The sequence below is a fragment of the Pectobacterium quasiaquaticum genome, assembly GCF_014946775.2.
GTDB lineage: Bacteria > Pseudomonadota > Gammaproteobacteria > Enterobacterales > Enterobacteriaceae > Pectobacterium > Pectobacterium aquaticum.
In genome coordinates this window covers 235,106-259,614 of sequence record NZ_CP065177.1, presented here as the reverse complement: position 1 = coordinate 259,614, position 24,509 = coordinate 235,106, and the positions used below count along the sequence as shown (strand labels likewise).

The window sequence follows — 24,509 nt, the reverse complement described above, 5'->3', positions numbered from 1 at the left end:
ATCCATGAATCAGACTGCATTAACTCAATCAACCGATCACATGATTACCTTAGAGAATGTGAATAAGTGGTACGGGCAATTTCATGTGCTTAAAGATATTAATTTGCAGGTCAGGCAGGGGGAACGCATTGTGCTGTGTGGCCCTTCCGGCTCGGGGAAATCAACCACCATACGCTGTATTAATCATCTCGAAGAGCATCAGCAAGGACGAATTGTCGTTGATGGGATTGAATTAAATAATGATTTGCGCAACATCGAAAAAATTCGTACTGAAGTTGGCATGGTTTTTCAACACTTCAATCTTTTCCCACACTTAACTGTGTTGCAGAACTGCACCCTGGCGCCATGCTGGGTGCGCCATACACCGAAAAAAGAAGCGGAAGAGTTAGCAATGCACTATCTGGAACGCGTGCGCATCGCCGCCCACGCCCATAAATTTCCGGGGCAGCTGTCTGGAGGCCAGCAGCAACGCGTGGCTATCGCCCGTTCTCTATGCATGAAGCCCAAAATTATGTTGTTTGACGAACCGACGTCTGCGCTGGATCCTGAAATGGTGAAAGAGGTACTCGATACTATGCTTGGACTGGCGCAGGACGGGATGACGATGCTCTGCGTCACGCATGAAATGGGGTTTGCAAAAACTGTCGCTGATCGGGTGATCTTTATGGATCAAGGTGAGATCGTAGAACAAGCCCCACCAGATATTTTCTTCTCCAGCCCTCGTTCAGAGCGCACGCAATCATTTCTTTCACAAATCCTGCACTAATCTGAAGCCCCCTGCCTGCTTGCTTATGTAGCTCACGTTAGTTATGCGATAACGTGAGCTGTGAGATCCCTCATCATGGTGATGATGAGGGAAAGGATGCATAAGGTGGAAAGGTTTATGCATCTTAAAAACTGCCTCTCTATCACGTATTTACTACGGCTATCGACCTAATACACAGCAATATAAATACACAGTGAATAAATCTATTGCAGATAACACAAAAAAATTCCCATAGCAAAAAGCCCCTGTCTTTCGACAGGGGCTTTCACTTATTTGATGCCTGGCAGTTCCCTACTCTCACATGGGGAAGCCCCACACTACCATCGGCGCTACGGCGTTTCACTTCTGAGTTCGGCATGGGGTCAGGTGGGACCACCGCGCTATCGCCGCCAGGCAAATTCTGTTTCATTCCAGCCGTTACTTTACATGACTTTCTCTTTGTCATCTCCGTAACCACCAGAACCAATCTCTGAACAAGCTGAATATCGTTCTCTATGAGTCTTTAAAACACCTTCGGTGTTGTAAGGTTAAGCCTCTCGGGTCATTAGTACTGGTTAGCTCAACGTATCGCTACGCTTACACACCCAGCCTATCTACGTCGTCGTCTTCAACGGCCCTTCAGGGGCATCTAGTGCCCAGGGAAGACTCATCTCGAGGCAAGTTTCCCGCTTAGATGCTTTCAGCGGTTATCTCTTCCGCACTTAGCTACCGGGCAATGCAATTGGCATCACAACCCGAACACCAGTGGTGCGTTCACTCCGGTCCTCTCGTACTAGGAGCAACCCCTCTCAATCTTCCAACGCCCACGGCAGATAGGGACCGAACTGTCTCACGACGTTCTAAACCCAGCTCGCGTACCACTTTAAATGGCGAACAGCCATACCCTTGGGACCTACTTCAGCCCCAGGATGTGATGAGCCGACATCGAGGTGCCAAACACCGCCGTCGATATGAACTCTTGGGCGGTATCAGCCTGTTATCCCCGGAGTACCTTTTATCCGTTGAGCGATGGCCCTTCCATTCAGAACCACCGGATCACTAAGACCTGCTTTCGCACCTGCTCGAGCTGTCACTCTCGCAGTCAAGCTAGCTTATGCCTTTGCACTAACCTCCTGATGTCCGACCAGGATTAGCTAACCTTCGTGCTCCTCCGTTACGCTTTGGGAGGAGACCGCCCCAGTCAAACTACCCACCAGACACTGTCCGCAACCCGGATTACGGGCCCACGTTAGAACATCAAACATTAAAGGGTGGTATTTCAAGGTCGGCTCCACGCAGACTGGCGTCCACGCTTCAAAGCCTCCCACCTATCCTACACATCAAGGCTCAAGGTTCAGTGTCAAGCTATAGTAAAGGTTCACGGGGTCTTTCCGTCTTGCCGCGGGTACACTGCATCTTCACAGCGAGTTCAATTTCACTGAGTCTCGGGTGGAGACAGCCTGGCCATCATTACGCCATTCGTGCAGGTCGGAACTTACCCGACAAGGAATTTCGCTACCTTAGGACCGTTATAGTTACGGCCGCCGTTTACCGGGGCTTCGATCAAGAGCTTCGCCTTGCGGCTGACCCCATCAATTAACCTTCCGGCACCGGGCAGGCGTCACACCGTATACGTCCACTTTCGTGTTTGCACAGTGCTGTGTTTTTATTAAACAGTTGCAGCCAGCTGGTATCTTCGACTGATTTCAGCTCCGTGAGCACGTCACTTCACTTACCATCAGCGTGCCTTCTCCCGAAGTTACGGCACCATTTTGCCTAGTTCCTTCACCCGAGTTCTCTCAAGCGCCTGAGTATTCTCTACCTGACCACCTGTGTCGGTTTGGGGTACGATTTGATGTTACCTGGAGCTTAGAGGCTTTTCCTGGAAGCGTAGCATCGGTTACTTCATCACCGTAGTGACTCGTCATCACGCCTCAGTGTTAATGACGACCCGGATTTACCAAGGTCATCCACCTTCACGCTTAAACCGGGACAACCGTCGCCCGGATAACCTAGCTTTCTCCGTCCCCCCTTCGCAGTAACACCGAGTACAGGAATATTAACCTGTTTCCCATCGACTACGCTTTTCAGCCTCGCCTTAGGGGTCGACTCACCCTGCCCCGATTAACGTTGGACAGGAACCCTTGGTCTTCCGGCGTGCGGGTTTTTCACCCGCATTATCGTTACTTATGTCAGCATTCGCACTTCTGATACCTCCAGCAGCCCTCACAGGCCACCTTCGACGGCTTACAGAACGCTCCCCTACCCAACAACACCTAAGTGTCGCTGCCGCAGCTTCGGTGCATGGTTTAGCCCCGTTACATCTTCCGCGCAGGCCGACTCGACCAGTGAGCTATTACGCTTTCTTTAAATGATGGCTGCTTCTAAGCCAACATCCTGGCTGTCTATGCCTTCCCACATCGTTTCCCACTTAACCATGACTTTGGGACCTTAGCTGGCGGTCTGGGTTGTTTCCCTCTTCACGACGAACGTTAGCACCCGCCGTGTGTCTCCCGTGATAACATTCTTCGGTATTCGGAGTTTGCATCGGGTTGGTAAGTCGGGATGACCCCCTAGCCGAAACAGTGCTCTACCCCCGAAGATGAGTTCACGAGGCGCTACCTAAATAGCTTTCGGGGAGAACCAGCTATCTCCCGGTTTGATTGGCCTTTCACCCCCAGCCACAAGTCATCCGCTAATTTTTCAACATTAGTCGGTTCGGTCCTCCAGTTAGTGTTACCCAACCTTCAACCTGCCCATGGCTAGATCACCGGGTTTCGGGTCTATACCCTGCAACTTAACGCCCAGTTAAGACTCGGTTTCCCTGCGGCTCCCCTATTCGGTTAACCTTGCTACAGAATATAAGTCGCTGACCCATTATACAAAAGGTACGCAGTCACCTAACGAGTAGGCTCCCACTGCTTGTACGTACACGGTTTCAGGTTCTATTTCACTCCCCTCGCCGGGGTTCTTTTCGCCTTTCCCTCACGGTACTGGTTCACTATCGGTCAGTCAGGAGTATTTAGCCTTGGAGGATGGTCCCCCCATATTCAGACAGGATGTCACGTGTCCCGCCCTACTCATCGAACTCACACCTTGTGCATTTTTGTGTACGGGACTATCACCCTTTACTGTGCGACTTTCCAGACGCTTCCACTAACACACAAACTGATTCAGGTTCTGGGCTCCTCCCCGTTCGCTCGCCGCTACTGGGGGAATCTCGGTTGATTTCTTTTCCTCGGGGTACTGAGATGTTTCAGTTCCCCCGGTTCGCCTCATTATGCTATGTATTCACATAATGATAGTGTGTCGAAACACACTGGGTTTCCCCATTCGGGTATCGTCGGGTATAACGCTTCATATCAGCTTACCGACGCTTATCGCAGATTAGCACGCCCTTCATCGCCTCTGACTGCCTAGGCATCCACCGTGTACGCTTAGTCGCTTAACCTCACAACCCGAAGATGTCTTTGATAAATCAAAGTCACTGTCGCGCTGCGATTATTTGAGAGACTCATTGACAGACTGACTCACCACGACACACCCGAAGGCTGTCATGCATGTTCAGCTGTCATGTTTCAATTTTCAGCTTGTTCCAGATTGTTAAAGAGCAAAACGTCGCAGTGCACCCTAACAGGTACACTCTGAAGTTTTCTATAGCGCGAGTAGTGATGGTGGAGCTATGCGGGATCGAACCGCAGACCTCCTGCGTGCAAGGCAGGCGCTCTCCCAGCTGAGCTATAACCCCATCGTTGCTTACAGATACCTTAGATACCACTCACGGAAGAGTTGGTAGGCCTGAGTGGACTTGAACCACCGACCTCACCCTTATCAGGGGTGCGCTCTAACCACCTGAGCTACAAGCCTATTAAGGTATTTCTGCTCGTTATTTTCATCAGACAATCTGTGTGAGCACTTCACTTAACGCACATCTTCTTGGTAAGGAGGTGATCCAACCGCAGGTTCCCCTACGGTTACCTTGTTACGACTTCACCCCAGTCATGAATCACAAAGTGGTAAGCGCCCTCCCGAAGGTTAAGCTACCTACTTCTTTTGCAACCCACTCCCATGGTGTGACGGGCGGTGTGTACAAGGCCCGGGAACGTATTCACCGTAGCATTCTGATCTACGATTACTAGCGATTCCGACTTCATGGAGTCGAGTTGCAGACTCCAATCCGGACTACGACGTACTTTATGAGGTCCGCTTGCTCTCGCGAGGTCGCTTCTCTTTGTATACGCCATTGTAGCACGTGTGTAGCCCTACTCGTAAGGGCCATGATGACTTGACGTCATCCCCACCTTCCTCCGGTTTATCACCGGCAGTCTCCTTTGAGTTCCCGACCGAATCGCTGGCAACAAAGGATAAGGGTTGCGCTCGTTGCGGGACTTAACCCAACATTTCACAACACGAGCTGACGACAGCCATGCAGCACCTGTCTCAGAGTTCCCGAAGGCACCAAAGCATCTCTGCTAAGTTCTCTGGATGTCAAGAGTAGGTAAGGTTCTTCGCGTTGCATCGAATTAAACCACATGCTCCACCGCTTGTGCGGGCCCCCGTCAATTCATTTGAGTTTTAACCTTGCGGCCGTACTCCCCAGGCGGTCGATTTAACGCGTTAGCTCCGGAAGCCACGCCTCAAGGGCACAACCTCCAAATCGACATCGTTTACAGCGTGGACTACCAGGGTATCTAATCCTGTTTGCTCCCCACGCTTTCGCACCTGAGCGTCAGTCTTTGTCCAGGGGGCCGCCTTCGCCACCGGTATTCCTCCAGATCTCTACGCATTTCACCGCTACACCTGGAATTCTACCCCCCTCTACAAGACTCTAGCCTGTCAGTTTTGAATGCAGTTCCCAGGTTAAGCCCGGGGATTTCACATCCAACTTAACAGACCGCCTGCGTGCGCTTTACGCCCAGTCATTCCGATTAACGCTTGCACCCTCCGTATTACCGCGGCTGCTGGCACGGAGTTAGCCGGTGCTTCTTCTGCGGGTAACGTCAATCGATAAGGTTATTAACCTCATCGCCTTCCTCCCCGCTGAAAGTGCTTTACAACCCGAAGGCCTTCTTCACACACGCGGCATGGCTGCATCAGGCTTGCGCCCATTGTGCAATATTCCCCACTGCTGCCTCCCGTAGGAGTCTGGACCGTGTCTCAGTTCCAGTGTGGCTGGTCATCCTCTCAGACCAGCTAGGGATCGTCGCCTAGGTGAGCCATTACCTCACCTACTAGCTAATCCCATCTGGGCACATCCGATGGCGAGAGGCCCTAAGGTCCCCCTCTTTGGTCCGAAGACGTTATGCGGTATTAGCTACCGTTTCCAGTAGTTATCCCCCTCCATCAGGCAGTTTCCCAGACATTACTCACCCGTCCGCCGCTCGTCACCCAGAGAGCAAGCTCTCCTGTGCTACCGCTCGACTTGCATGTGTTAGGCCTGCCGCCAGCGTTCAATCTGAGCCATGATCAAACTCTTCAATTTAAGATTTGTTTGATTTGCTGAACTCGTCAGCGATGCTCAAAGAATTAGTAACTGTTTATTCGTAATGAATTTACTGTTGTTCACTCTTCAAGACTTTTTTATATCGTTAAGATACGGTCTTGTGAGTGCCCACACAGATTGTCTGATTAAATTGTTAAAGAGCAGTGCCACATCTTCCGTGGCGCGGGCCGCATATATTATGCTTTTCCGCTGTGAAGTCAAGTCATTACTGACCGCCTTCGTTGAATTTTTTTCTGTCACACCAACTTCGTAAGTCGCTGTTGCCGTGTCAGTGGAGGCGCATTATAGGGACTTCTCGTCAGGCCGCAATAGGTGTTTTAAAGAAAAATGACTGTTTGCTGCATTCCACAGCAAAACCCCACTTTATACCTATTTTTGCACAAACTTATCCACAGAAAGCATTCTACTCAAAAATTGACGAGCATCACGCAAACGTTTTCGCTACAATTCACCCCGTTCAAAATCGTCGTGTTTTTGCGAACGCTAACTGAATATTTCTCTTTATTCCGCAATTATGGCTCTGACAAAGACGATATTCACATACCGTTCTTTACTGACTACCCAAATCCAGGGGATAACATCATCATGCAACAACGCCGTCCAATTCGCCGCGCTCTGCTCAGCGTTTCTGACAAAGCAGGTATTGTCGAATTTGCTCAAGCTCTGTCCCACCGTGGCGTCGAGCTCCTTTCAACGGGTGGAACAGCCCGTTTGCTGGCCGATGCTGGGTTAGCGGTGACTGAAGTCTCTGACTACACCGGTTTCCCAGAAATGATGGATGGGCGAGTGAAGACACTGCACCCAAAAGTACACGGCGGCATTCTGGGACGGCGCGATCAAGATGATGCGATCATGACACAGCACGACATCAAGCCGATTGATATCGTCGTTGTGAATTTGTATCCGTTTGCTCAGACCGTCGCTCGTGAGAACTGCACGTTAGAAGATGCGGTTGAGAACATCGATATCGGTGGCCCGACGATGGTCCGCTCCGCCGCCAAGAACCATAAAGATGTGGCTATCGTGGTCAAGAGCAGCGACTACAGCACCATCATTAATGAAATCGACGCCAACGAGGGTTCACTGACCTACGAAACCCGTTTCGATTTAGCCATTAAAGCCTTCGAACACACTGCCGCTTACGACAGTATGATTGCCAACTACTTTGGTGCACTGGTTCCGCCTTACCACGGTGAAACCGATAAACCATCAGGCAACTTCCCGCGCACGTTAAACCTGAACTACATCAAAAAGCAGGACATGCGCTATGGCGAGAACAGCCATCAGCAAGCTGCCTTCTATATAGAAGAGAATATTCACGAGGCCTCTGTCGCCACCTCGACACAGTTACAAGGCAAAGCGCTGTCTTATAACAACATTGCCGATACCGATGCGGCGCTGGAATGTGTGAAAGAATTCGCCGAACCGGCCTGCGTTATCGTTAAGCATGCGAATCCGTGCGGCGTAGCAATTGGCGACTCAATTCTTGATGCTTACGAGCGTGCCTATAAAACCGACCCAACATCGGCATTCGGCGGCATTATCGCTTTCAACCGCGAGCTGGATGAAGAGACGGCGAAGGCCATCATTAGCCGCCAGTTTGTCGAAGTCATTATTGCGCCATCTGCCAGCGAGGCCGCATTGAAGGTGACCGCAGCCAAACAAAACGTACGCGTCCTGACCAGCGGTAGCTGGCAGCAACGCGTTCCTGGTCTGGACTTCAAACGCGTCAACGGTGGTTTACTGGTACAGGACCGCGATCTGGGCATGGTCGATTCATCTCAATTGCGTGTCGTCAGCGAGCGCCAGCCGAGCGAACAGGAATTACGTGATGCCCTTTTCTGCTGGAAAGTGGCTAAGTTCGTTAAATCCAATGCGATTGTGTACGCACGCGACAACATGACCATCGGGATAGGTGCTGGCCAGATGAGTCGCGTTTACTCAGCGAAAATCGCCGGCATCAAAGCGAGCGACGAAGGGCTGGAAGTAAAAGGTTCCGCCATGGCATCTGATGCGTTCTTCCCATTCCGTGATGGTATTGATGCCGCGGCTGCTGTTGGCATTACCTGCGTGATCCAACCGGGCGGGTCGATTCGTGATGATGAAGTCATTGCTGCCGCCAACGAACACGGCATTGCGATGATCTTTACCGACATGCGCCATTTCCGCCATTAATTCTGGAGCTGACCGAAATGAACATTTTAGTAATTGGTAATGGCGGACGCGAGCACGCGCTAGCCTGGAAAGCCTCGCAGTCACCGCTGGCGAAACGTGTTTATGTTGCTCCAGGAAATGCGGGTACCGCGCTTGAACCAGCGCTGACCAACGTCGATATCGCCGCCACTGATATTCCAGCGTTAGTCGCTTTTGCGCAGGAAAACCACATCGATTTGACCATCGTTGGCCCGGAAACACCGCTAGTTATCGGTGTTGTGGATGCATTTCAGAGCGCGGGGCTAAAAATCTTTGGCCCAACGCAGGGCGCTGCACAGTTAGAAGGCTCTAAAGCCTTTACTAAAGATTTTCTGGCACGCCACAATATCCCATCAGCGGAATACCAGAACTTCACCGAAGTTGAACCCGCGCTGGCCTATGTACGCAGCAAAGGCGCACCTATCGTCATCAAGGCCGACGGACTAGCCGCGGGTAAAGGCGTGATTGTCGCCATGACGTTGCAGGAAGCAGAGAACGCCATTCAGGATATGCTAGCGGGGAATGCATTCGGCGATGCCGGACACCGTATCGTGGTGGAAGAGTTCCTTGATGGCGAAGAAGCCAGCTTCATCGTGATGGTAGATGGCAAGAATGTCTTGCCGATGGCAACCAGTCAGGACCATAAGCGTGTTGGGGATAAAGATACGGGCCCGAATACCGGTGGTATGGGCGCTTATTCGCCAGCTCCGGTCGTGACCGATGAAATCCACCAGCGCGTGATGGATCAGGTGATTTGGCCGACCGTCAACGGCATGGCCGCAGAGGGAAATACCTACGTCGGTTTCCTGTATGCCGGTCTGATGATTTCTGCCGATGGTCAGCCAAAAGTGATCGAATTCAACTGCCGCTTTGGCGATCCAGAAACACAGCCAATTATGCTGCGTCTGCGCTCCGATCTGGTGGAACTGTGTCTGGCAGCCTGCGACGGTACGCTGGATCAGAAAGATTCAGTCTGGGATGAACGCCCGTCTCTGGGCGTGGTATTAGCTGCAGGCGGCTATCCGGCTGACTACAATACAGGCGATGTGATTTCCGGTTTACCGCAGCAGGACGCCGAAGATGGCAAAGTTTTCCATGCTGGCACCAAGTTGAACGGCATTAATGTCGTCACCAACGGTGGCCGTGTACTGTGCGTCACTGCATTGGGCAATACCGTGGCTGAAGCGCAACAACGTGCTTATGAAATAGCAGCGGGTATTCAGTGGCAAGGAGTATTCTGTCGAAAAGACATCGGCTACCGTGCTATTGAGCGCGAGCAAGCCTGATAAACGATTGTCTGATAAATACTGAAGCCCGGAGAAATCCGGGTTTTTTTATAGCTAATGGCTATTTAGGCTGCCACTGGCAGACGTCATCCTCCACCACCAGTAATAACTGCGTCCCTTCTGGCGCGTCCAGCCACGCGACGTTTAGCGGGCGCGTTGCATGCGCTTTTTGCTGTGCGATCCATTCACGCGAGTCATTGTCAAAATCAGGGCGAACCACCGTACCGTCACACGACTGCACCTGCCCTTCCAGCCATTTCCCTTGCTTTAGCATCACCTTGCCTGCACGCAGTACATCGCTCAATTCCAGCATGCGCTTAGCATCAAAGTGGTAGAGCGCGATTTCATCATCAGAAACCGATTCACGCCTTTCGGCAAGCTGCCGCTGCATAAAGCTGACAGTGCCATCTTCTGCAAAGCGCAAACGCATATCTTCTTGTTGCGCACCGAGCTGATTACGCTGTATCTCGCGTAACTTATCCTGCTGGAACGTATAGCGAGTCACTACCAGACCATTACCTTGAAGCGGGTTGTATACGGTGGTCAGTGCCGCCGTATTCTGCGCATCATCCTTGCGCCACAAACGCACAACACCACGATCGGCAACGTAACCGCTGGCGAAAACGTCTGGCGGTGCGGTGCGGCTACTGCAGGCCACCACGGCTATAAGCACGAGGCTTGCGCCACACCAGCGTCGTAAAAGCAAAAGGGGCGAAAACGCCCCTCTGCTTAAACTTTTAACCGACATGGGGTTATTTAACAGCGTCTTTCAGAGCCTTGCCAGAAACAAATGCTGGCACGTTGGCTGCAGCAATTTTAATTTCTTTACCGGTTTGTGGGTTGCGGCCAGTGCGCTCATTACGATGGTTCACTTTAAACGTACCAAAACCAACTAATTGTACTGCATCACCTTCTTTCAGAGACTCGGTAATTGCCGCCAAAGTTGATTCCAGAGCTGCTTTAGCCTGTGCTTTTGACAGATCAGCTTTGTCCGCAATTACATCAATCAGTTGAGTCTTATTCATAAGTTATCCTTACAGTGTGTTTATCGCTTGCTAAGCATCGAGTGCGATGGATATGCCCCATCCCGTTTTAGGGTGTAGTAGCACTCTCCTGCATACACGCACCGACAGCCACTTTTTTACGCCCCCCAAATGTAGACCAGACAGGGTGCGAATGTGAAGCCTTAAGACAGGCCATTTCAGGCCTTAAATCACGTTTTATCGCGTTATTGATGCAAATTTATCCCGATGTTACTACTTCCGGCCTCGCGCACATCGGACCGGAGCCCTTTGATCAGTTCAATGTCGCGTTCTTCACAGGCCGCCAACAGGCGAAAAATCTCCCATTGGATGTCCCACTCTTCTTCAATCGCAGGCAAAATCTTGAGCTCATCGTCGGTCATTTCTTTGCCCGCCTGCGTCATTTCCAGCATGGCAACCGTGCGGATAGACGTTTCGCTAATCGCTATTGCATGTTCCAGCGTTTCCCCGCTTAAACGCGAATGAATCAGTTCACCCAGCGCGATGCAGGCATCAATAGCTGGGTAGACGCCGTAAAGATCGTAATCTTCCGCAGCGGGAACCGCTTCTTCCAGTTTTTCCAACTGGCTATCGAAATTAACCTTCGCATCTTTAACAACCAATGTTTCCCATACCAGATCGAGAATACGACGGTAAACCATCGCGTCGCCGAATGCTGTTTGACGACAAAACTCGTGGTAATTTGGATACATACGTTCACAAAGACATGCCATGAAAGTGACATGTTGCCAGCTCGTCAGCTTTTCCAGACGTAAATGAATGGGATTACGTAACATTTTTATGCTCATTAACGGCGACGGACGGCAGTGTACCTGAAATCACAGTGACGCCCTATGCCTGAATTCCTAAAGTTTTACGACAATACGTTAGCCACTTGCTGCCGTTGCCAACGCACAAATGCGGGACGGTTTGATGCGACAGCATCAGCCCAACGAGTCGGCTCCGGTAAACGGTAACCGCGCATACAAGATTGCACCCAGTACAATGCTCTATCCTGACTGACTCGATGCCCCGTCGCCACAAACAACGGATTACAGCGCGCTTTACTGCGCCATACCCAGCCAATCTGCTCGCCTTTATCCAGTAACGGCTGCTGACTGCCAACGCTCTCCGCCAATGGCTCAAATCGGCCACAAAGTCGACTTTTCGCCACGCCAATCGTCGGAACATCAACGAGCAGACCAAAATGGCTGGCAACGCCGAGACGACGTGGGTGGGAAATCCCATGCCCATCAACAAACAGCAGATCCGGTTTCTGTTTAAGCAACGCCCACGCGGCGAGCAGCCCAGGGCATTCACGAAACGAAAGAAAGCTGGGGATATAAGGCATTGTCGTGCTGATACGCGCAATCTTATATTCTATCAGTTCTAACGAAGGATAGCGCATTACCGTAATCGCAGCGCGGGTTACGGAGCCTTCTTGCTCAAAGCCAACGTCCGCTCCCGCGATAAATGCGGGCTGCTCAAAAGGTAAATCGTCGTGTCGAATTACATCAGAAGCGCGGGCCAACTGTTCAGCCCGCAGCCGTTGTGTATCAATCACATCACCTCCTGTGAATCATGCGTGATAAGGGCGAGACAACCGATGGACGGCCTCAACAAACACGCCCGCATGCTCCGGTGGCACATCCTGATGAATGCCGTGACCCAGATTGAAAACATGGCCATTGCCTTGTCCAAACCCAGCCAGGATCGATGCCACTTCCTGCTCGATCCGTGCCGGATCGGCATACAACATCGACGGATCCATGTTTCCCTGTAGCGCGACTTTATCACCTACGCGACGGCGTGCGTCGGCAATATCGCTCGTCCAGTCCAGCCCCAACGCATCACAGCCGGTTTCCGCCATCGCTTCCAGCCACTGGCCTCCACCTTTGGTGAAGAGCGTCACGGGTACGCGGCGGCCTTCATTCTCACGTTGTAAACCATCAACAATCTTATGCATGTAATGCAGGGAGAATTCTTTGTAGTCACGCCCGCTCAGCGCGCCGCCCCAGGTATCGAAGACCATCACCGCCTGCGCACCCGCGCGAATCTGCGCGTTGAGATAAAGAATGACGCTATCAGCCAGCTTATCCAGCAACAGGTGTAGCGTTTTAGGCTCGGCGAACATCATTTTCTTGATGACGGTAAACGCTTTGCTGCTACCGCCTTCAACCATATAGGTCGCCAGCGTCCACGGGCTGCCAGAGAAGCCGATAAGCGGCACTTCACCCGCGAGATTTTTACGGATCGTCCGCACCGCGTTCATCACATACCCGAGTTCCTGTTCTGGATCGGGGACAGGCAGGTTAACCACATCGGCATGCGACGCGATCGGGGCGTGAAAACGTGGGCCTTCACCCGCTTCAAAATAAAGCCCTAAGCCCATGGCATCAGGGATAGTGAGAATGTCAGAGAACAGGATCGCCGCATCCAGCGCATAGCGCCGTAAAGGTTGTAACGTGACTTCACAAGCCAGCTCTGCGTTTTTACACAGCGACATAAAATCACCCGCCTGCGCGCGCGTTGCCTTATATTCCGGCAGATAACGCCCCGCCTGACGCATCATCCACACCGGGGTGGCATCAACGGGTTGGCGTAATAACGCCCGCAAATAGCGATCGTTTTTCAGATCAGTCATGTTCTTTTCCTTTCAACCTCACGGCGGTTCTACACCGGATAGATGTGATGAAACGGATGCGTTATAAGGCAAACGCTTTATGACGCAAAGAGTACCACGTCAGCCTTCGTTCTCGTGATAAGTGCGGCACAGTACCACCGTATCTTCAATAAGCCGACGCGCCACGGTGCCCGGTGGAGGCAACTGCGGGAGTTGGTCATAACGGAACCAGCCCGCGTCACGTAGCTCTTTCGGATCATGCTTGATTTCACCACCTGCATAGTCGGCCATAAACGCCATCATCAGAGAATGAGGGAATGGCCAAGGCTGCGAGCTCACATAGCGCAGATTTTTTATCTGAATTTGGCTCTCTTCCATTACCTCACGCACGACCGTCTGCTCCAGCGTTTCGCCCACTTCGACAAACCCAGCCAGTACGGTGTACATGTTTCCGCGATGCCGATTGTGCTGCGCGAGCAGAATCTCATCACCACGGCGAATCGCGACGATGATGCAAGGCGCGATCTGCGGATAATAGCGCTCTTTGCAGTGGTGACATAAGCACGCCAGCTCCGTTTTGCTCCGCACCATATCATGGCCGCAATAACCACAAAAACGATGAGAACGATAGAACTCAGCCAACTGTACGCCTCGCCCTGCCAGTTGGAATAAATCCACGTCCTGATCGAGCAGTTGGCGAACCGATGCCATATCGGTATCGCGGCCCTGGCACACCAACCAGACAGGCAGTCCTTGCCATTCACCGATTTGGCGAGCCGTTTTCCCCTGCAACGACCACGCCATAGCCGTTCCGCGCGGCAGTACTCCCTGAGGGAGCCAGATTTGTACCGCGTCGCTAACCACCCACCAGCCGGTTTCATCACCTTTTAGCGTCTGTTCCATATCTTTTTATTGCTCCACTGCCACTTCACTGGCATTTTACATTCAGAGTGATTACATAAGTTTTATAACTGGGATTTCAGTTATTTCTTACCGTTCACGGAGTCAACAATGCTAAACCAGCTACAAAGTCTAACTGAATACGTTGGTGGCAATAATGCGTTAATCGACCAATGGCTACAAGCGCGTAAGCAGCTTCTGGTGGCTTACTATCATCTGGTTGGCATCAAGCCGAATAAGGAAACGCTTTCTCTTCTGGATGAAGAGGCATTGGATAATTTTTGCCAGAATCTGGTGGACTATCTTTCTACCGGCCACTTTCATTTATACGAAAAAATGCTGCATGAAGCAGCGACGCACAGCGAACAAGTATTAGCGCTTTCCACCCAGCTCGACTTCGCCCTGCAAAATAACACGCAGCAAATTATGACGTTTTACGATAGCCATCTGGCGGCAGCCATCGACCATGATAACTGCCTCGAATTCCAGCAGGCACTCTCCCACGTCGGCGAAGCGCTGGAGGAACGTTTTACGTTAGAAGACAGAATGATTCAGCAGGTTTACGACAAATAGCCGTCATTTGACGTTATTTCAGGACATCATCACACATTGTAAAAGCAAAAGCGGCACGCTTTGACATCCGCGTTTTGCCGACATACAGTGTAGGGGTTTTATTGGCCCGTTTAAGAGACGGGTATATCTTGTCGGAGTGCCTAGCGTGCTCGTGTTTTGTTTTACGAAATCAATCGTTATGACGAAACTTATGAGCGCACAGGCTGAGACCGTTAATTCGGGATCCGCGGAACCTGATCGGGTTAATACCTGCGAAGGGAACAAGAGTAATGCCCCCCTATTGAGCCCAAGGCTGCGTATTCCTACATACCTGCTCTGACGCCCAATATCATTATTACTCCCTCCGGCTCCAGACAAGCAATCTTCCCTTTACGTCTTACAGGAACTTGCTATGTCTACAGAACCTTTGTCTATAAAAACAGTATCGTCAAAATCGGGTCGCCGTGAACAGCGTGCCGCCGCCCAGCAGTTTATTGAAACCTTACAGGGTACCGCCTTTCCCAATTCCAAACGCATTTACCTTGCGGGCTCACGTGATGACATCCACGTGCCAATGCGAGAAATTCAGCTTAGCCCGACGTTACTCGGCGGCAGTAAAGACAACCCCCAATACGAGCCCAATGAGCCAATCCCGGTTTACGATACGTCAGGGCCTTATGGCGACCCCGCTGCGCAACCCGATGTCCGCGTTGGGCTAGCGAAGCTGCGCGCCAGTTGGATTGCAGAACGTCACGACACCGAGTCGCTATCCGGCGTCAGTTCTGATTTCACCCAACAGCGGTTGGCGGATGCCGGTCTGGATCATCTGCGTTTCGAACATTTGCCACGACCTTTGCGTGCCAAAGCAGGCCAACGCGTTACCCAGCTCCACTATGCCCGACAGGGGATCATTACCCCGGAAATGGAATTTATCGCCATTCGCGAAAATATGGGACGCGAACGCATTCGCGGTGAGGTGCTGCGCCAGCAGCATCCGGGGCAAAGTTTCGGAGCCCTACTGCCGGAGAACATCACGCCGGAATTTGTCCGTCAGGAAGTGGCCGCCGGTCGCGCCATTATCCCTTCCAACATCAACCACCCAGAATCAGAGCCGATGATTATCGGTCGCAACTTTCTGGTGAAGGTTAACGCCAATATCGGCAACTCCGCCGTGACCTCCTCCATCGAAGAAGAGGTGGAAAAGCTGGTCTGGTCTACCCGTTGGGGCGCGGATACGGTGATGGATCTCTCCACTGGTCGCTATATTCACGAAACCCGCGAGTGGATTCTGCGTAACAGCCCCGTGCCAATCGGGACGGTACCGATTTATCAGGCGCTGGAAAAAGTGAACGGCGTGGCGGAAAACCTGAACTGGGAAATGTTCCGCGATACGCTGCTGGAACAGGCCGAGCAAGGGGTGGACTATTTCACCATCCACGCTGGCGTGTTGTTACGCTACGTGCCGATGACGGCCAAACGCCTGACCGGCATCGTCTCACGCGGCGGTTCCATTATGGCGAAGTGGTGCCTGTCGCATCACAAAGAGAGCTTCCTGTTCGAGCATTTTCGCGAAATCTGTGAAATCTGCGCCGCTTATGACGTCGCGCTGTCGCTGGGTGACGGCTTACGTCCCGGTTCCATTCAGGACGCCAACGACGAAGCCCAGTTTGCCGAGCTGCATACGCTGGGCGAGCTGACCAAAATCGCTTGGGAATACGACGTTCAGGTAATGATCGAAGGCCCCGGGCACGTTCCGATGCAGATGATTCGCCGCAACATGACCGAAGAGCTGGAGCACTGCCACGAAGCGCCATTCTATACGCTCGGCCCGCTAACTACCGATATCGCTCCGGGTTACGATCATTTCACCTCCGGCATCGGTGCCGCCATGATCGGCTGGTTCGGCTGCGCGATGCTCTGCTACGTGACGCCGAAGGAACATCTTGGCTTGCCGAACAAAGAAGACGTCAAACAGGGGCTGATTACCTATAAGATCGCCGCCCACGCCGCCGATTTGGCGAAAGGCCATCCTGGCGCGCAGATCCGTGATAACGCCATGTCAAAAGCGCGCTTCGAATTCCGTTGGGAAGACCAGTTTAATCTGGCGCTCGATCCCCAAACGGCCCGCGCCTACCACGATGAAACACTGCCGCAAGAATCCGGTAAAGTCGCCCACTTCTGTTCCATGTGCGGCCCCAAATTCTGCTCGATGAAAATCTCACAGGAAGTACGCGACTACGCGGCGAAACAGGAAGCGGAAGCCAAACCGATTGAAGTGGGTATGGCGCAGATGTCGCAGGAATTCCGTTCTCGCGGCAGCGAGCTTTATCACAGCGCCACCAGCCTGCAAACCGAGGAGAGCAAATGACGGACTCGACGCCTTTTGCCCCAACGGCGCAGCGGCTGGGGCTGTATCCCGTTGTCGATAACGTGGAATGGATCGAACGACTACTCAGCGTCGGGGTAAAAACGATCCAACTGAGAATCAAAGATCGGTCAGATGAACAAGCTGAAGCCGAGGTGATCAAGGCGATCGCCTTGGGTCGCCGCTATCAGGCGCAGCTTTTCATCAATGACTACTGGAGATTGGCCGTCAAACATCAGGCATACGGCGTACATCTGGGGCAGGAAGATCTGGACACCACCGATCTAGCCGCGATTAAACAAGCTGGCCTGCGGTTAGGCGTCTCCACGCACGACGATCGTGAGCTGGCGCGTGCGGTGGCAATCAACCCGTCCTATATCGCGCTGGGGCATATTTTCCCAACCCAAACCAAAGACATGCCATCAGCGCCGCAGGGACTGGCCGAACTGACGCGCCACATCACCGATCTGCAAGACCGTTTTCCCACGGTTGCAATTGGCGGCATCAGCATCGACAAAGTGCCTGCGGTGTTGAAAACGGGCGTAGGCAGTATTGCCGTCGTCAGCGCTATTACTCAGGCACCAGACTGGCGGCAAGCCACTGCGACGTTGCTCAAGATGATTGAAGGACGGGGGGCATAAAATGGTCACGAATCACCATACAGCGCCTGCGGGACTGAGCGATAGCGAGTTCATGCGCTATAGCCGTCAACTGATGCTGGAAGATATTGGCCCTGAAGGTCAGGAGAAGCTCAAAGCCGCCCGCGTTCTGCTGGTGGGCCTGGGTGGGCTGGGCTCACCCGCGTCGCTCTATCTGGCGGCCGCCGGGGTTGGCACGCTGCTGCTTGCCGACGATGACGCACTGCACATCAGCAACCTGCAACGCCAGATTCTGTATCGCACCAGCGATACCGACAAGCCCAAAGCCGTGCTGGCCCAGCGCCAGCTACAGGCGTTAAACCCGAACTCAGAAGCGATTGCGATTACCGAGAGGCTCAGCGGCGACGCATTACACCGCGCCGTTAGCCGCGTCGATCTGGTGCTGGATTGCAGCGACAACATGACCACTCGCCATGCGGTTAACGCCGCCTGCTTTAGCGCAGGCAAGCCGCTCATCAGCGGGAGCTCCGTCGGTTTCAGCGGCCAGCTCGCGGTCTTCACACCGCCTTATCACGCTGGCTGCTACGCCTGCCTGTATCCCGATACAACCGAACCACAGCGCAACTGCCGTACCGCAGGCGTGCTGGGGCCGGTGGTCGGCGTAATTGGCACACTTCAGGCACTGGAAGCGATCAAGCTGCTGGCCGGTATGCCGTCCGCGTTGGACGGCAAGCTGAGAATGTTCAATGGCAAACAGCAGAGTTGGAACACGCTCCAACTGACGCGTTCGCCTCATTGCCCGGTATGCGGGGGAGCAGTATGAGAATCACGCTGAATGATGAGCACTTTGAATTCCCAGAGGCTATCACGGTTGAAGCGCTGCTGAGCCAGATAAATCGGCTCCAGCCCGGCACAGCACTGGCTATCAACCAAACCATTATCCCGCATGCCATCTGGTCACAGCATCAGGTGCAAGACGGTGATGATATCTTGCTTTTTCAGGCAATAGCGGGAGGATGACATGCTGCACATTGCCGATACGACATTCACTTCACGGCTGCTGACAGGCACCGGGAAATTTGCCACGCCAGAATTGATGCTGGCAGCGCTTGAGGCTTCTGGTTCGCAGTTGGTCACCATGGCGATGAAACGCGTTGACCTGAACGACGGCAACGACGCCATTCTCGCCCCGCTACGCCAGCTCGGCATTAAGCTGCTGCCGAATACCTCAGGGGCCAAAACCGCAGACGAAGCCATTTTTGCGGCCCGACTGGCGCGTGAAGCGCTGGGCACTCGCTGGTTGAAGCTGGAAATTCACCCCGATGTAAAATACCTGCTGCCCGATCCTATCGAAACCCTGAAAGCCGCCGAACAGCTGGTAAAAGAGGGATTCACGGTGCTGCCTTACTGCGGTGCCGACCCTGTGTTGTGCAAACGGTTGGAAGAAGTCGGCTGCGCGGCAGTGATGCCGCTGGGCGCACCGATCGGCTCCAATCAAGGACTGCAAACGCGAGATTTTCTTCGCATCATCATCGAACAGGCGCGTGTTCCGGTGATTGTCGATGCGGGCATTGGCGCGCCCAGTCATGCGGCCGAGGCACTGGAAATGGGAGCTGACGCCGTACTGGTCAACACGGCCATCGCCGTTGCCCGCGATCCCGTGGCGATGGCACACGCATTTCGGCTGGCAGTCGATGCCGGTGGGCTTGCCTGTCAGGCAGGTCTGGGAAGTAAGCAATTTGTCGCCAGTGCCACCAGCCCGCTCACCGGTTTCCTTCATCGGCAAACAGAAGGGACAAAGTGATGAGCGTCGATTTCCAAACCGTCTGGGAACAGCTCGACTGGGATGACCTGACGCTGCGCATCAACGGTAAAACCGCACGTGATGTTGAACGAGCGCTTGCTGCCCCACACCTGACGCGTGACGATTTTATGGCGCTTATTTCACCTGCCGCCAGTGCCTATCTGGAACCGCTAGCTCAGCGGGCGCAGCAGCTTACCCGCCAGCGTTTCGGCAATACGGTAAGCTTCTATGTCCCGCTGTACCTGTCCAACCTGTGCTCCAACGACTGTACCTACTGCGGCTTTTCGATGAGTAACCACATCAAGCGAAAAACGCTGGATGAAGCAGAGATCCTGCGTGAATGCGCCGCTATCAAGAAACTGGGGTTTGAACACTTGTTGCTCGTGACCGGCGAACACCAGCGTAAAGTAGGCATGGATTATTTTCGTCGCGTCTTTCCGCTGATCCGACCGCTCTTCAGTTCGCTGATGATTGAAGTTCAGCCCTTGTCGCAGGACGAGTACGCCGAATTAAAAGCGCTGGGTCTGGATGGCGTGATGGTCTATCAGGAAACCTATCATCCGGCGACCTACCAGTTGCACCATCTAAAAGGACAAAAGCAGGATTTCCACTGGCGACTCGCCACGCCGGATCGACTGGGTCGTGCAGGGATCGACAAGATCGGGCTAGGTGCTTTAATCGGCCTGTCCAATAGCTGGCGCACCGACTGCTACATGGTGGCGGAACACCTGCAGCACTTACAGCGGAACTACTGGCAGAGCCGGTATTCTATCTCGTTCCCGCGCCTGCGCCCCTGTGCGGGCGGCATTGAACCGGCGTCGCTTATGGATGAAGCGCAGCTCATGCAGGTCATTTGTGCATTCCGGTTGCTGTCACCGGATATTGAGCTGTCGCTTTCCACGCGTGAATCGCCTTTCTTTCGCGATCATGCCATTCCTATCGCAATTAACAACGTCAGCGCATTTTCCAAAACCCAGCCAGGTGGCTACGCCGACGACCATCCTGAACTGGAACAGTTTTCACCGCATGATTCACGACGCCCTGAAGAGGTAGCTCAGGCCATCATACGAGCAGGTCTCCAGCCCGTATGGAAAGACTGGGACCGTTATTTAGGCAGAGAGTCATTGCGCAGGTAACGCGGCGATATGCCTGATAGTGGTCACTGAAGCGTGAAGTGAGAGGGAAACACGGTGATGAGGTTCCCGCAGGGACACCTCGCACCGTGGTAGCCCTCGCATCTCGGATCTTAAGCGATTGGTATGAGTGATACGCCTGATTTGGGATGCAGTTCGCAAGCTGAAATGAGAATTACACGGAAGGCAACATTCTCAGGATAGCGCTGCGCAACATGACATTCGGCCTATCGTCACGGCATTCGCTGAGTAATACAGTAGCGTCGTTGGCAAGCCTGAGCATGGTTACGGAGCGTGCTGACCAGAGCCGTTTGTACTTATCGGCTCTGCACATCAACCCGCCGATACGGGGCTTATCCTTACCCGTATCGGCCCTTCCTTAAAATTATCAGGGTGCGTTCTGGTCAGGAAAAGTATGCATCATCTTCGCGACTTCATTGCCCACAATGCGAAGCCCTTCCCTTATTTCTTCCGTAAAGCGATTGGCATAATTGAGTCGAATACAATTGCGATATTTGCCTGAGGCGGAGAAGAGCGAGCCCGCGGCTATCTGTATGCCTGCTTTTCTGACCTCACGACTGAGCTTGAGCGAATCAAAATATTCGGGCAGCTCAATCCACATCAGAAAGCCCCCCTGGGGACGGCTCACACAGATGTTTGACGGAAAATACTCACGAACCCAGCAAGTAAACGTATCCAGATTCGCTTTGTACTGAGCACGCATGCGGCGTAGATGAGGTTGATAGTGTCCGTTACGAATAAATTCCGCCACGGCTAGCTGTGGCTGCACCACCGTCGATCCTGTACTGATGTATTTTGTATGAATCACCCGCTCCAGATAGCGCCCTGGGGCGATCCAGCCGACGCGCAAACCGGGTGCCAGATTCTTTGAAAACGAACTGCACAACAGTACACGTCCGTCTTCATCAAATGATTTTATCGCGCGGGGACGCGGATATTCATAGGCCAGCTCACCATAGGCATCATCTTCAATAATCGCGATATCAAAATGCTGCGCCAGCGTCACCAGCGATTTCTTGCGGGCGTCAGGCATGATGAAGCCAAGCGGATTGTTACAGCTCGGCACCAGCAGAACGGCTTTGATCGGCCACTGATCCAACGCCAGTCTTAACGCTTCAAGGCTGATCCCCGTTACTGAATCGGTTGGGATCTCGATCGCTTTGATATCCAGCCCACGGAGGATCTGCATCGTGCCCGGAAAAGCGGGTGATTCAACGGCTACGATGTCGCCGGGTTGGCAAACGGCACGGACCGCAACAAATAAGGCTTCCTGACATCCGGTCGTGACCACAATATCATCTCGAGTGAGCTGGCAGCCGCAGTCGACGGTAAGGCGGGCAATCTGGTCGAGCAGCTCTGGCATACCATAAATACTGTCATATTGTAAGACACGGGAATCCTGATATTGGCAGAGGCGGGCCATCTCTTTCCACAGGGGTTTGATGGTCGGCTGGCTCACATCCGGCATTCCGCTACCAAACTTCAGTATGTTCGTTTCCAGACGTACGTTCACCAGCTCCAGTACCGATTCCCACTGTGTGATCTCGACCGGACGTTGGGCAGGACGCGTTAGCGCGGGTACAGGCGGCGTGGCCTTACGCGGCGTGACGAAATATCCCGAACGCGGCTGCGGCATAATCAACTGCCGAGTTTCCAGCAGATGGTAGGCCTGCTGTACGGTACTGATGCTGACACCATGCTCTGTACTTAGCGCCCGTACCGAAGGCAGGCGCTCTCCACTTTGGTACAACCCTTGTTCGATCCGCTGTTCTAACAGCCCAGCAAGGTGTTGATAACGCGTCATCAGTATCGTCCCCTATTAAGATACCCAACCACAACCAGTACAGATTCGAATAAAAATCACCATTCAGATGCAATATCACACAATCTGTATGCTAAAAAAATGGATTTTTTGCATCTGTATTGAAAATACCTTTCGCCTCATCATAGCGATCATTCACTGGCGAGGGGGAAAATATGGAATTTCATGAGAATCGATCACAAAAACCGTTCCGCGAGTCACCATTTTGGCTAATGCTGATTTTGCCGTACCGCTTGTGGAAAGCCTGGCGGGCAAGGGCACAAACGCTGAAGATACTAAAAAATATGAGTGATGACGGGCTTAAGGATATCGGGCTGAAGCGAAGCGATCTTGATCGGTTCAGATAACGCCACGGCAAAAAACAGTAGACTAGAAAACAGTAAAAAAATATGCCGATACAGACACTGAATCTGTATCGGCACGCGAGATGGGTGAAGTGAAGAGGTTAGTCAGGCAAAGCGTCCGACGATGTTGCCTTCATCCGCATCCCGACAATCGCCGAAAGTAAGCAGCCAATGGCAAGGTAAGCCGCCACCGCATGCCATGAACCATCCATAAACTGCACCAGCAGAACGGCGATAAAAGGTGTAAACCCGCCGCCAACCACGCTGGCGACCTGATAACCCACACCCGCTCCGCTATAACGATACGCCGTACCAAATAGTTCGGTAAACATCGGCTGCTGTACGCTAACAATCATATCGTGAGCAATATTCGCCAGCATGATGGCAAAGAACAGAATCAGCAGTGTGTTATGGCTTTCCAGCGCCATAAAGAATGGCACCGCACTCGCCGCCCCAATCAGTGCACCAGTAACGTAGATCCGACGGCGGCCAAAGCTATCTGCCAGATAGGCAAAGAAAGGAATAGATACGCAACTGATCGCCCCCACCAGCAGCCCGATGTTCAGGAAGATATCCCGCGATAGTCCAAGATGCGTCGTGGAATAATTGAGGGCAAACGCGGTGACGATATACATCGTCAGCAGTTCGCCAAGCCGTAGCGCAATAATCAGCAGAAATGCCTTCGGGTGCTGGCGCAGTGCTTCCATGATAGGGAACGAACGCAATTTATTGGCTCTTTCTCCCAGCGTTTTATTCGCCTCAAATTCCTGAGACTCATCCATCCCGTTACGCACCCACCAGGCGATAGCCACCAGAATCAGGCTGAATAAGAACGGCAGACGCCAACCCCAGGTGGTAAATTCTTCATTGGTCGTCAAGTTGCTCACCACCGATACCGACCCAGTAGCTAGTAACAATCCGACCCCAAAGCCAACCTGTACGCCGCTACTATAAAAGGCTTTCTTCTTCTTCGGCGCATTCTCTACCGCCAACAGCGCCGCCCCGCCCCATTCACCACCGACCGCAAAGCCCTGAATTGCCCGCAGCGTAACCAGCAGCACCGGTGCCCACCAGCCAATCGAATCAAACGACGGCAACAGACCAATCAGCGCAGTAGAAATGCCCATCATCCAGACCGTGATCATCAGCATTCGTTTACGGCCCAGCTTATCGCCGAAGTGGCCGAACACCATACCACCTAGCGGTCGAAACAGGAAACCAACGCCGAACGTACCAAATGCCGCCAGCGTCCCCATCGTTGGGCTGATCTGTGGGAAAAATTCGGTATTAAATACAAGAGCGGCAACAATTCCGTACAGCAAAAAATCGTACCAATCGACAACGGCCCCCACAAAACTGCCCCATGCTGCGCGTTTTGCTCGATGTTGAGAATGGCTTACTGTCTGTGTTTGTAAGGTTTTATCAGAAGAAAGTGAGTCATCTTGCTGAGGTAATGAGCCGCCAGGCTGTGAGAGTGTTGGCGTAGTTGAGGTATCCATGTCGGTTCCGTTCTATTTACTTTACACTACTGTACAACAAAAAATTTCAGGATGATATAAAACGCCGGGAGCGTTTTTTAACAACGCATCGCGTTGGC

At 52.8% G+C, this 24,509-nt stretch carries 19 protein-coding genes, 2 tRNA genes, 3 rRNA genes and 1 riboswitch; of the genes, 11 read left to right on the top strand and 13 right to left on the bottom strand.

Annotation, left to right across the window (positions count from 1 at the left end):
• The first annotated feature begins 4 nt into the window (after nt 1–4).
• Nucleotides 5–766 (top strand): amino acid ABC transporter ATP-binding protein, encoded by a 762-nt coding sequence (locus tag IG609_RS01180; protein ID WP_193397223.1) that lies wholly within the window; start codon nt 5–7, stop codon nt 764–766.
• 278 nt (nt 767–1,044) lie between these two features.
• On the opposite strand, the gene rrf is transcribed toward IG609_RS01180, so the two are convergent.
• The 5 genes from rrf to IG609_RS01155 form a co-directional block, all read right to left on the bottom strand.
• A 5S ribosomal RNA gene (rrf, locus tag IG609_RS01175) occupies nt 1,045–1,160 on the bottom strand.
• Between the two features lie 129 nt (nt 1,161–1,289).
• Nucleotides 1,290–4,196 (bottom strand): 23S ribosomal RNA (locus IG609_RS01170).
• A 221-nt stretch (nt 4,197–4,417) separates the two neighbouring features.
• A tRNA-Ala gene (locus IG609_RS01165) sits at nt 4,418–4,493 on the bottom strand.
• 42 nt (nt 4,494–4,535) lie between these two features.
• Nucleotides 4,536–4,612: transfer RNA gene (locus tag IG609_RS01160), tRNA-Ile, on the bottom strand.
• 73 nt (nt 4,613–4,685) lie between these two features.
• Nucleotides 4,686–6,227: ribosomal RNA gene (locus IG609_RS01155) — 16S ribosomal RNA — on the bottom strand.
• The 16S, 23S and 5S rRNA genes sit together here with 2 tRNA genes alongside, the layout of an rRNA operon.
• 606 nt (nt 6,228–6,833) lie before the next feature.
• Between IG609_RS01155 and purH the strand changes: the two genes are divergently transcribed.
• Together purH and purD are read left to right on the top strand one after the other, a co-directional pair.
• On the top strand, nt 6,834–8,423 hold the full coding sequence (gene purH, locus IG609_RS01150; RefSeq protein ID WP_193399412.1) for a bifunctional phosphoribosylaminoimidazolecarboxamide formyltransferase/IMP cyclohydrolase: 1,590 nt from the start codon (nt 6,834–6,836) through the stop codon (nt 8,421–8,423).
• 17 nt (nt 8,424–8,440) lie between these two features.
• A complete protein-coding gene (gene purD, locus IG609_RS01145) occupies nt 8,441–9,727 on the top strand; it encodes a phosphoribosylamine--glycine ligase (protein WP_010285524.1) in 1,287 nt (428 codons plus the stop codon).
• Nucleotides 9,728–9,788: 61 nt separating this feature from the next.
• Here the strand turns inward: purD and IG609_RS01140 are convergent, their stop codons facing one another.
• The 6 genes from IG609_RS01140 to nudC all read right to left on the bottom strand — a co-directional run bounded on the left by IG609_RS01140 (nt 9,789) and on the right by nudC (nt 14,275).
• On the bottom strand, nt 9,789–10,475 hold the full coding sequence (locus IG609_RS01140; RefSeq protein ID WP_193399411.1) for a DUF1481 domain-containing protein: 687 nt from the start codon (nt 10,473–10,475) through the stop codon (nt 9,789–9,791).
• Between the two features lie 4 nt (nt 10,476–10,479).
• Entirely contained in the window at nt 10,480–10,752 is a 273-nt protein-coding gene (hupA, locus tag IG609_RS01135; RefSeq protein WP_005970302.1) for a nucleoid-associated protein HU-alpha, read from the bottom strand.
• Nucleotides 10,753–10,955: 203 nt separating this feature from the next.
• A complete protein-coding gene (locus IG609_RS01130) occupies nt 10,956–11,546 on the bottom strand; it encodes a YjaG family protein (RefSeq protein WP_102116811.1) in 591 nt (196 codons plus the stop codon).
• 77 nt (nt 11,547–11,623) lie between these two features.
• Nucleotides 11,624–12,313, bottom strand: coding sequence for a deoxyribonuclease V (gene nfi / locus IG609_RS01125; RefSeq protein WP_193399410.1), 690 nt, complete (start codon nt 12,311–12,313; stop codon nt 11,624–11,626).
• Nucleotides 12,314–12,328: 15 nt separating this feature from the next.
• Nucleotides 12,329–13,393 carry a uroporphyrinogen decarboxylase gene (gene hemE, locus IG609_RS01120; RefSeq protein WP_193399409.1) on the bottom strand — a complete coding sequence of 355 codons (1,065 nt, stop codon included), beginning with the start codon at nt 13,391–13,393 and terminating at the stop codon, nt 12,329–12,331.
• A 99-nt stretch (nt 13,394–13,492) separates the two neighbouring features.
• Nucleotides 13,493–14,275: an NAD(+) diphosphatase gene (gene nudC / locus IG609_RS01115; RefSeq protein ID WP_193399408.1), complete on the bottom strand. Its 783-nt coding sequence runs from the start codon at nt 14,273–14,275 to the stop codon at nt 13,493–13,495.
• 108 nt (nt 14,276–14,383) lie between these two features.
• Between nudC and rsd the strand changes: the two genes are divergently transcribed.
• From rsd to thiH, 7 genes are all read left to right on the top strand, one after another.
• Nucleotides 14,384–14,845: a sigma D regulator gene (gene rsd, locus IG609_RS01110; RefSeq protein ID WP_193399407.1), complete on the top strand. Its 462-nt coding sequence runs from the start codon at nt 14,384–14,386 to the stop codon at nt 14,843–14,845.
• Nucleotides 14,846–14,967: 122 nt separating this feature from the next.
• Nucleotides 14,968–15,122, top strand: a riboswitch (TPP riboswitch).
• A gap of 114 nt (nt 15,123–15,236) precedes the next feature.
• Nucleotides 15,237–17,192 (top strand): phosphomethylpyrimidine synthase ThiC, encoded by a 1,956-nt coding sequence (gene thiC / locus IG609_RS01105; RefSeq protein WP_193399406.1) that lies wholly within the window; start codon nt 15,237–15,239, stop codon nt 17,190–17,192.
• The gene (thiE, locus tag IG609_RS01100) at nt 17,189–17,830 is read left to right on the top strand and encodes a thiamine phosphate synthase (RefSeq protein ID WP_193399405.1); all 642 of its coding nucleotides are present in this window, start codon (nt 17,189–17,191) and stop codon (nt 17,828–17,830) included. The genes thiC and thiE overlap by 4 nt, the downstream gene beginning before the upstream one ends.
• 1 nt (nt 17,831) lies before the next feature.
• Nucleotides 17,832–18,611 (top strand): HesA/MoeB/ThiF family protein, encoded by a 780-nt coding sequence (locus IG609_RS01095; RefSeq protein ID WP_193399404.1) that lies wholly within the window; start codon nt 17,832–17,834, stop codon nt 18,609–18,611.
• Nucleotides 18,608–18,808, top strand: coding sequence for a sulfur carrier protein ThiS (thiS, locus tag IG609_RS01090; protein ID WP_193399403.1), 201 nt, complete (start codon nt 18,608–18,610; stop codon nt 18,806–18,808). The genes IG609_RS01095 and thiS overlap by 4 nt, the downstream gene beginning before the upstream one ends.
• 1 nt (nt 18,809) lies before the next feature.
• Entirely contained in the window at nt 18,810–19,592 is a 783-nt protein-coding gene (locus IG609_RS01085; RefSeq protein ID WP_193399402.1) for a thiazole synthase, read from the top strand.
• On the top strand, nt 19,592–20,728 hold the full coding sequence (gene thiH / locus IG609_RS01080; RefSeq protein ID WP_193399401.1) for a 2-iminoacetate synthase ThiH: 1,137 nt from the start codon (nt 19,592–19,594) through the stop codon (nt 20,726–20,728). The genes IG609_RS01085 and thiH overlap by 1 nt, the downstream gene beginning before the upstream one ends.
• Before the next feature lie 385 nt (nt 20,729–21,113).
• Here thiH and IG609_RS01075 read toward each other — a convergent pair whose 3' ends face one another.
• Nucleotides 21,114–22,550 carry an aminotransferase-like domain-containing protein gene (locus IG609_RS01075; RefSeq protein WP_193399400.1) on the bottom strand — a complete coding sequence of 479 codons (1,437 nt, stop codon included), beginning with the start codon at nt 22,548–22,550 and terminating at the stop codon, nt 21,114–21,116.
• 173 nt (nt 22,551–22,723) lie between these two features.
• On the opposite strand from IG609_RS01075, the gene IG609_RS01070 reads away from it, so the two are divergent.
• Nucleotides 22,724–22,915 (top strand): DUF1127 domain-containing protein, encoded by a 192-nt coding sequence (locus IG609_RS01070; protein WP_095701244.1) that lies wholly within the window; start codon nt 22,724–22,726, stop codon nt 22,913–22,915.
• Between the two features lie 98 nt (nt 22,916–23,013).
• Here IG609_RS01070 and shiA read toward each other — a convergent pair whose 3' ends face one another.
• Nucleotides 23,014–24,411 carry a shikimate transporter gene (shiA, locus tag IG609_RS01065; protein ID WP_193399399.1) on the bottom strand — a complete coding sequence of 466 codons (1,398 nt, stop codon included), beginning with the start codon at nt 24,409–24,411 and terminating at the stop codon, nt 23,014–23,016.
• Between the last annotated feature and the right edge of the window lie 98 nt (nt 24,412–24,509).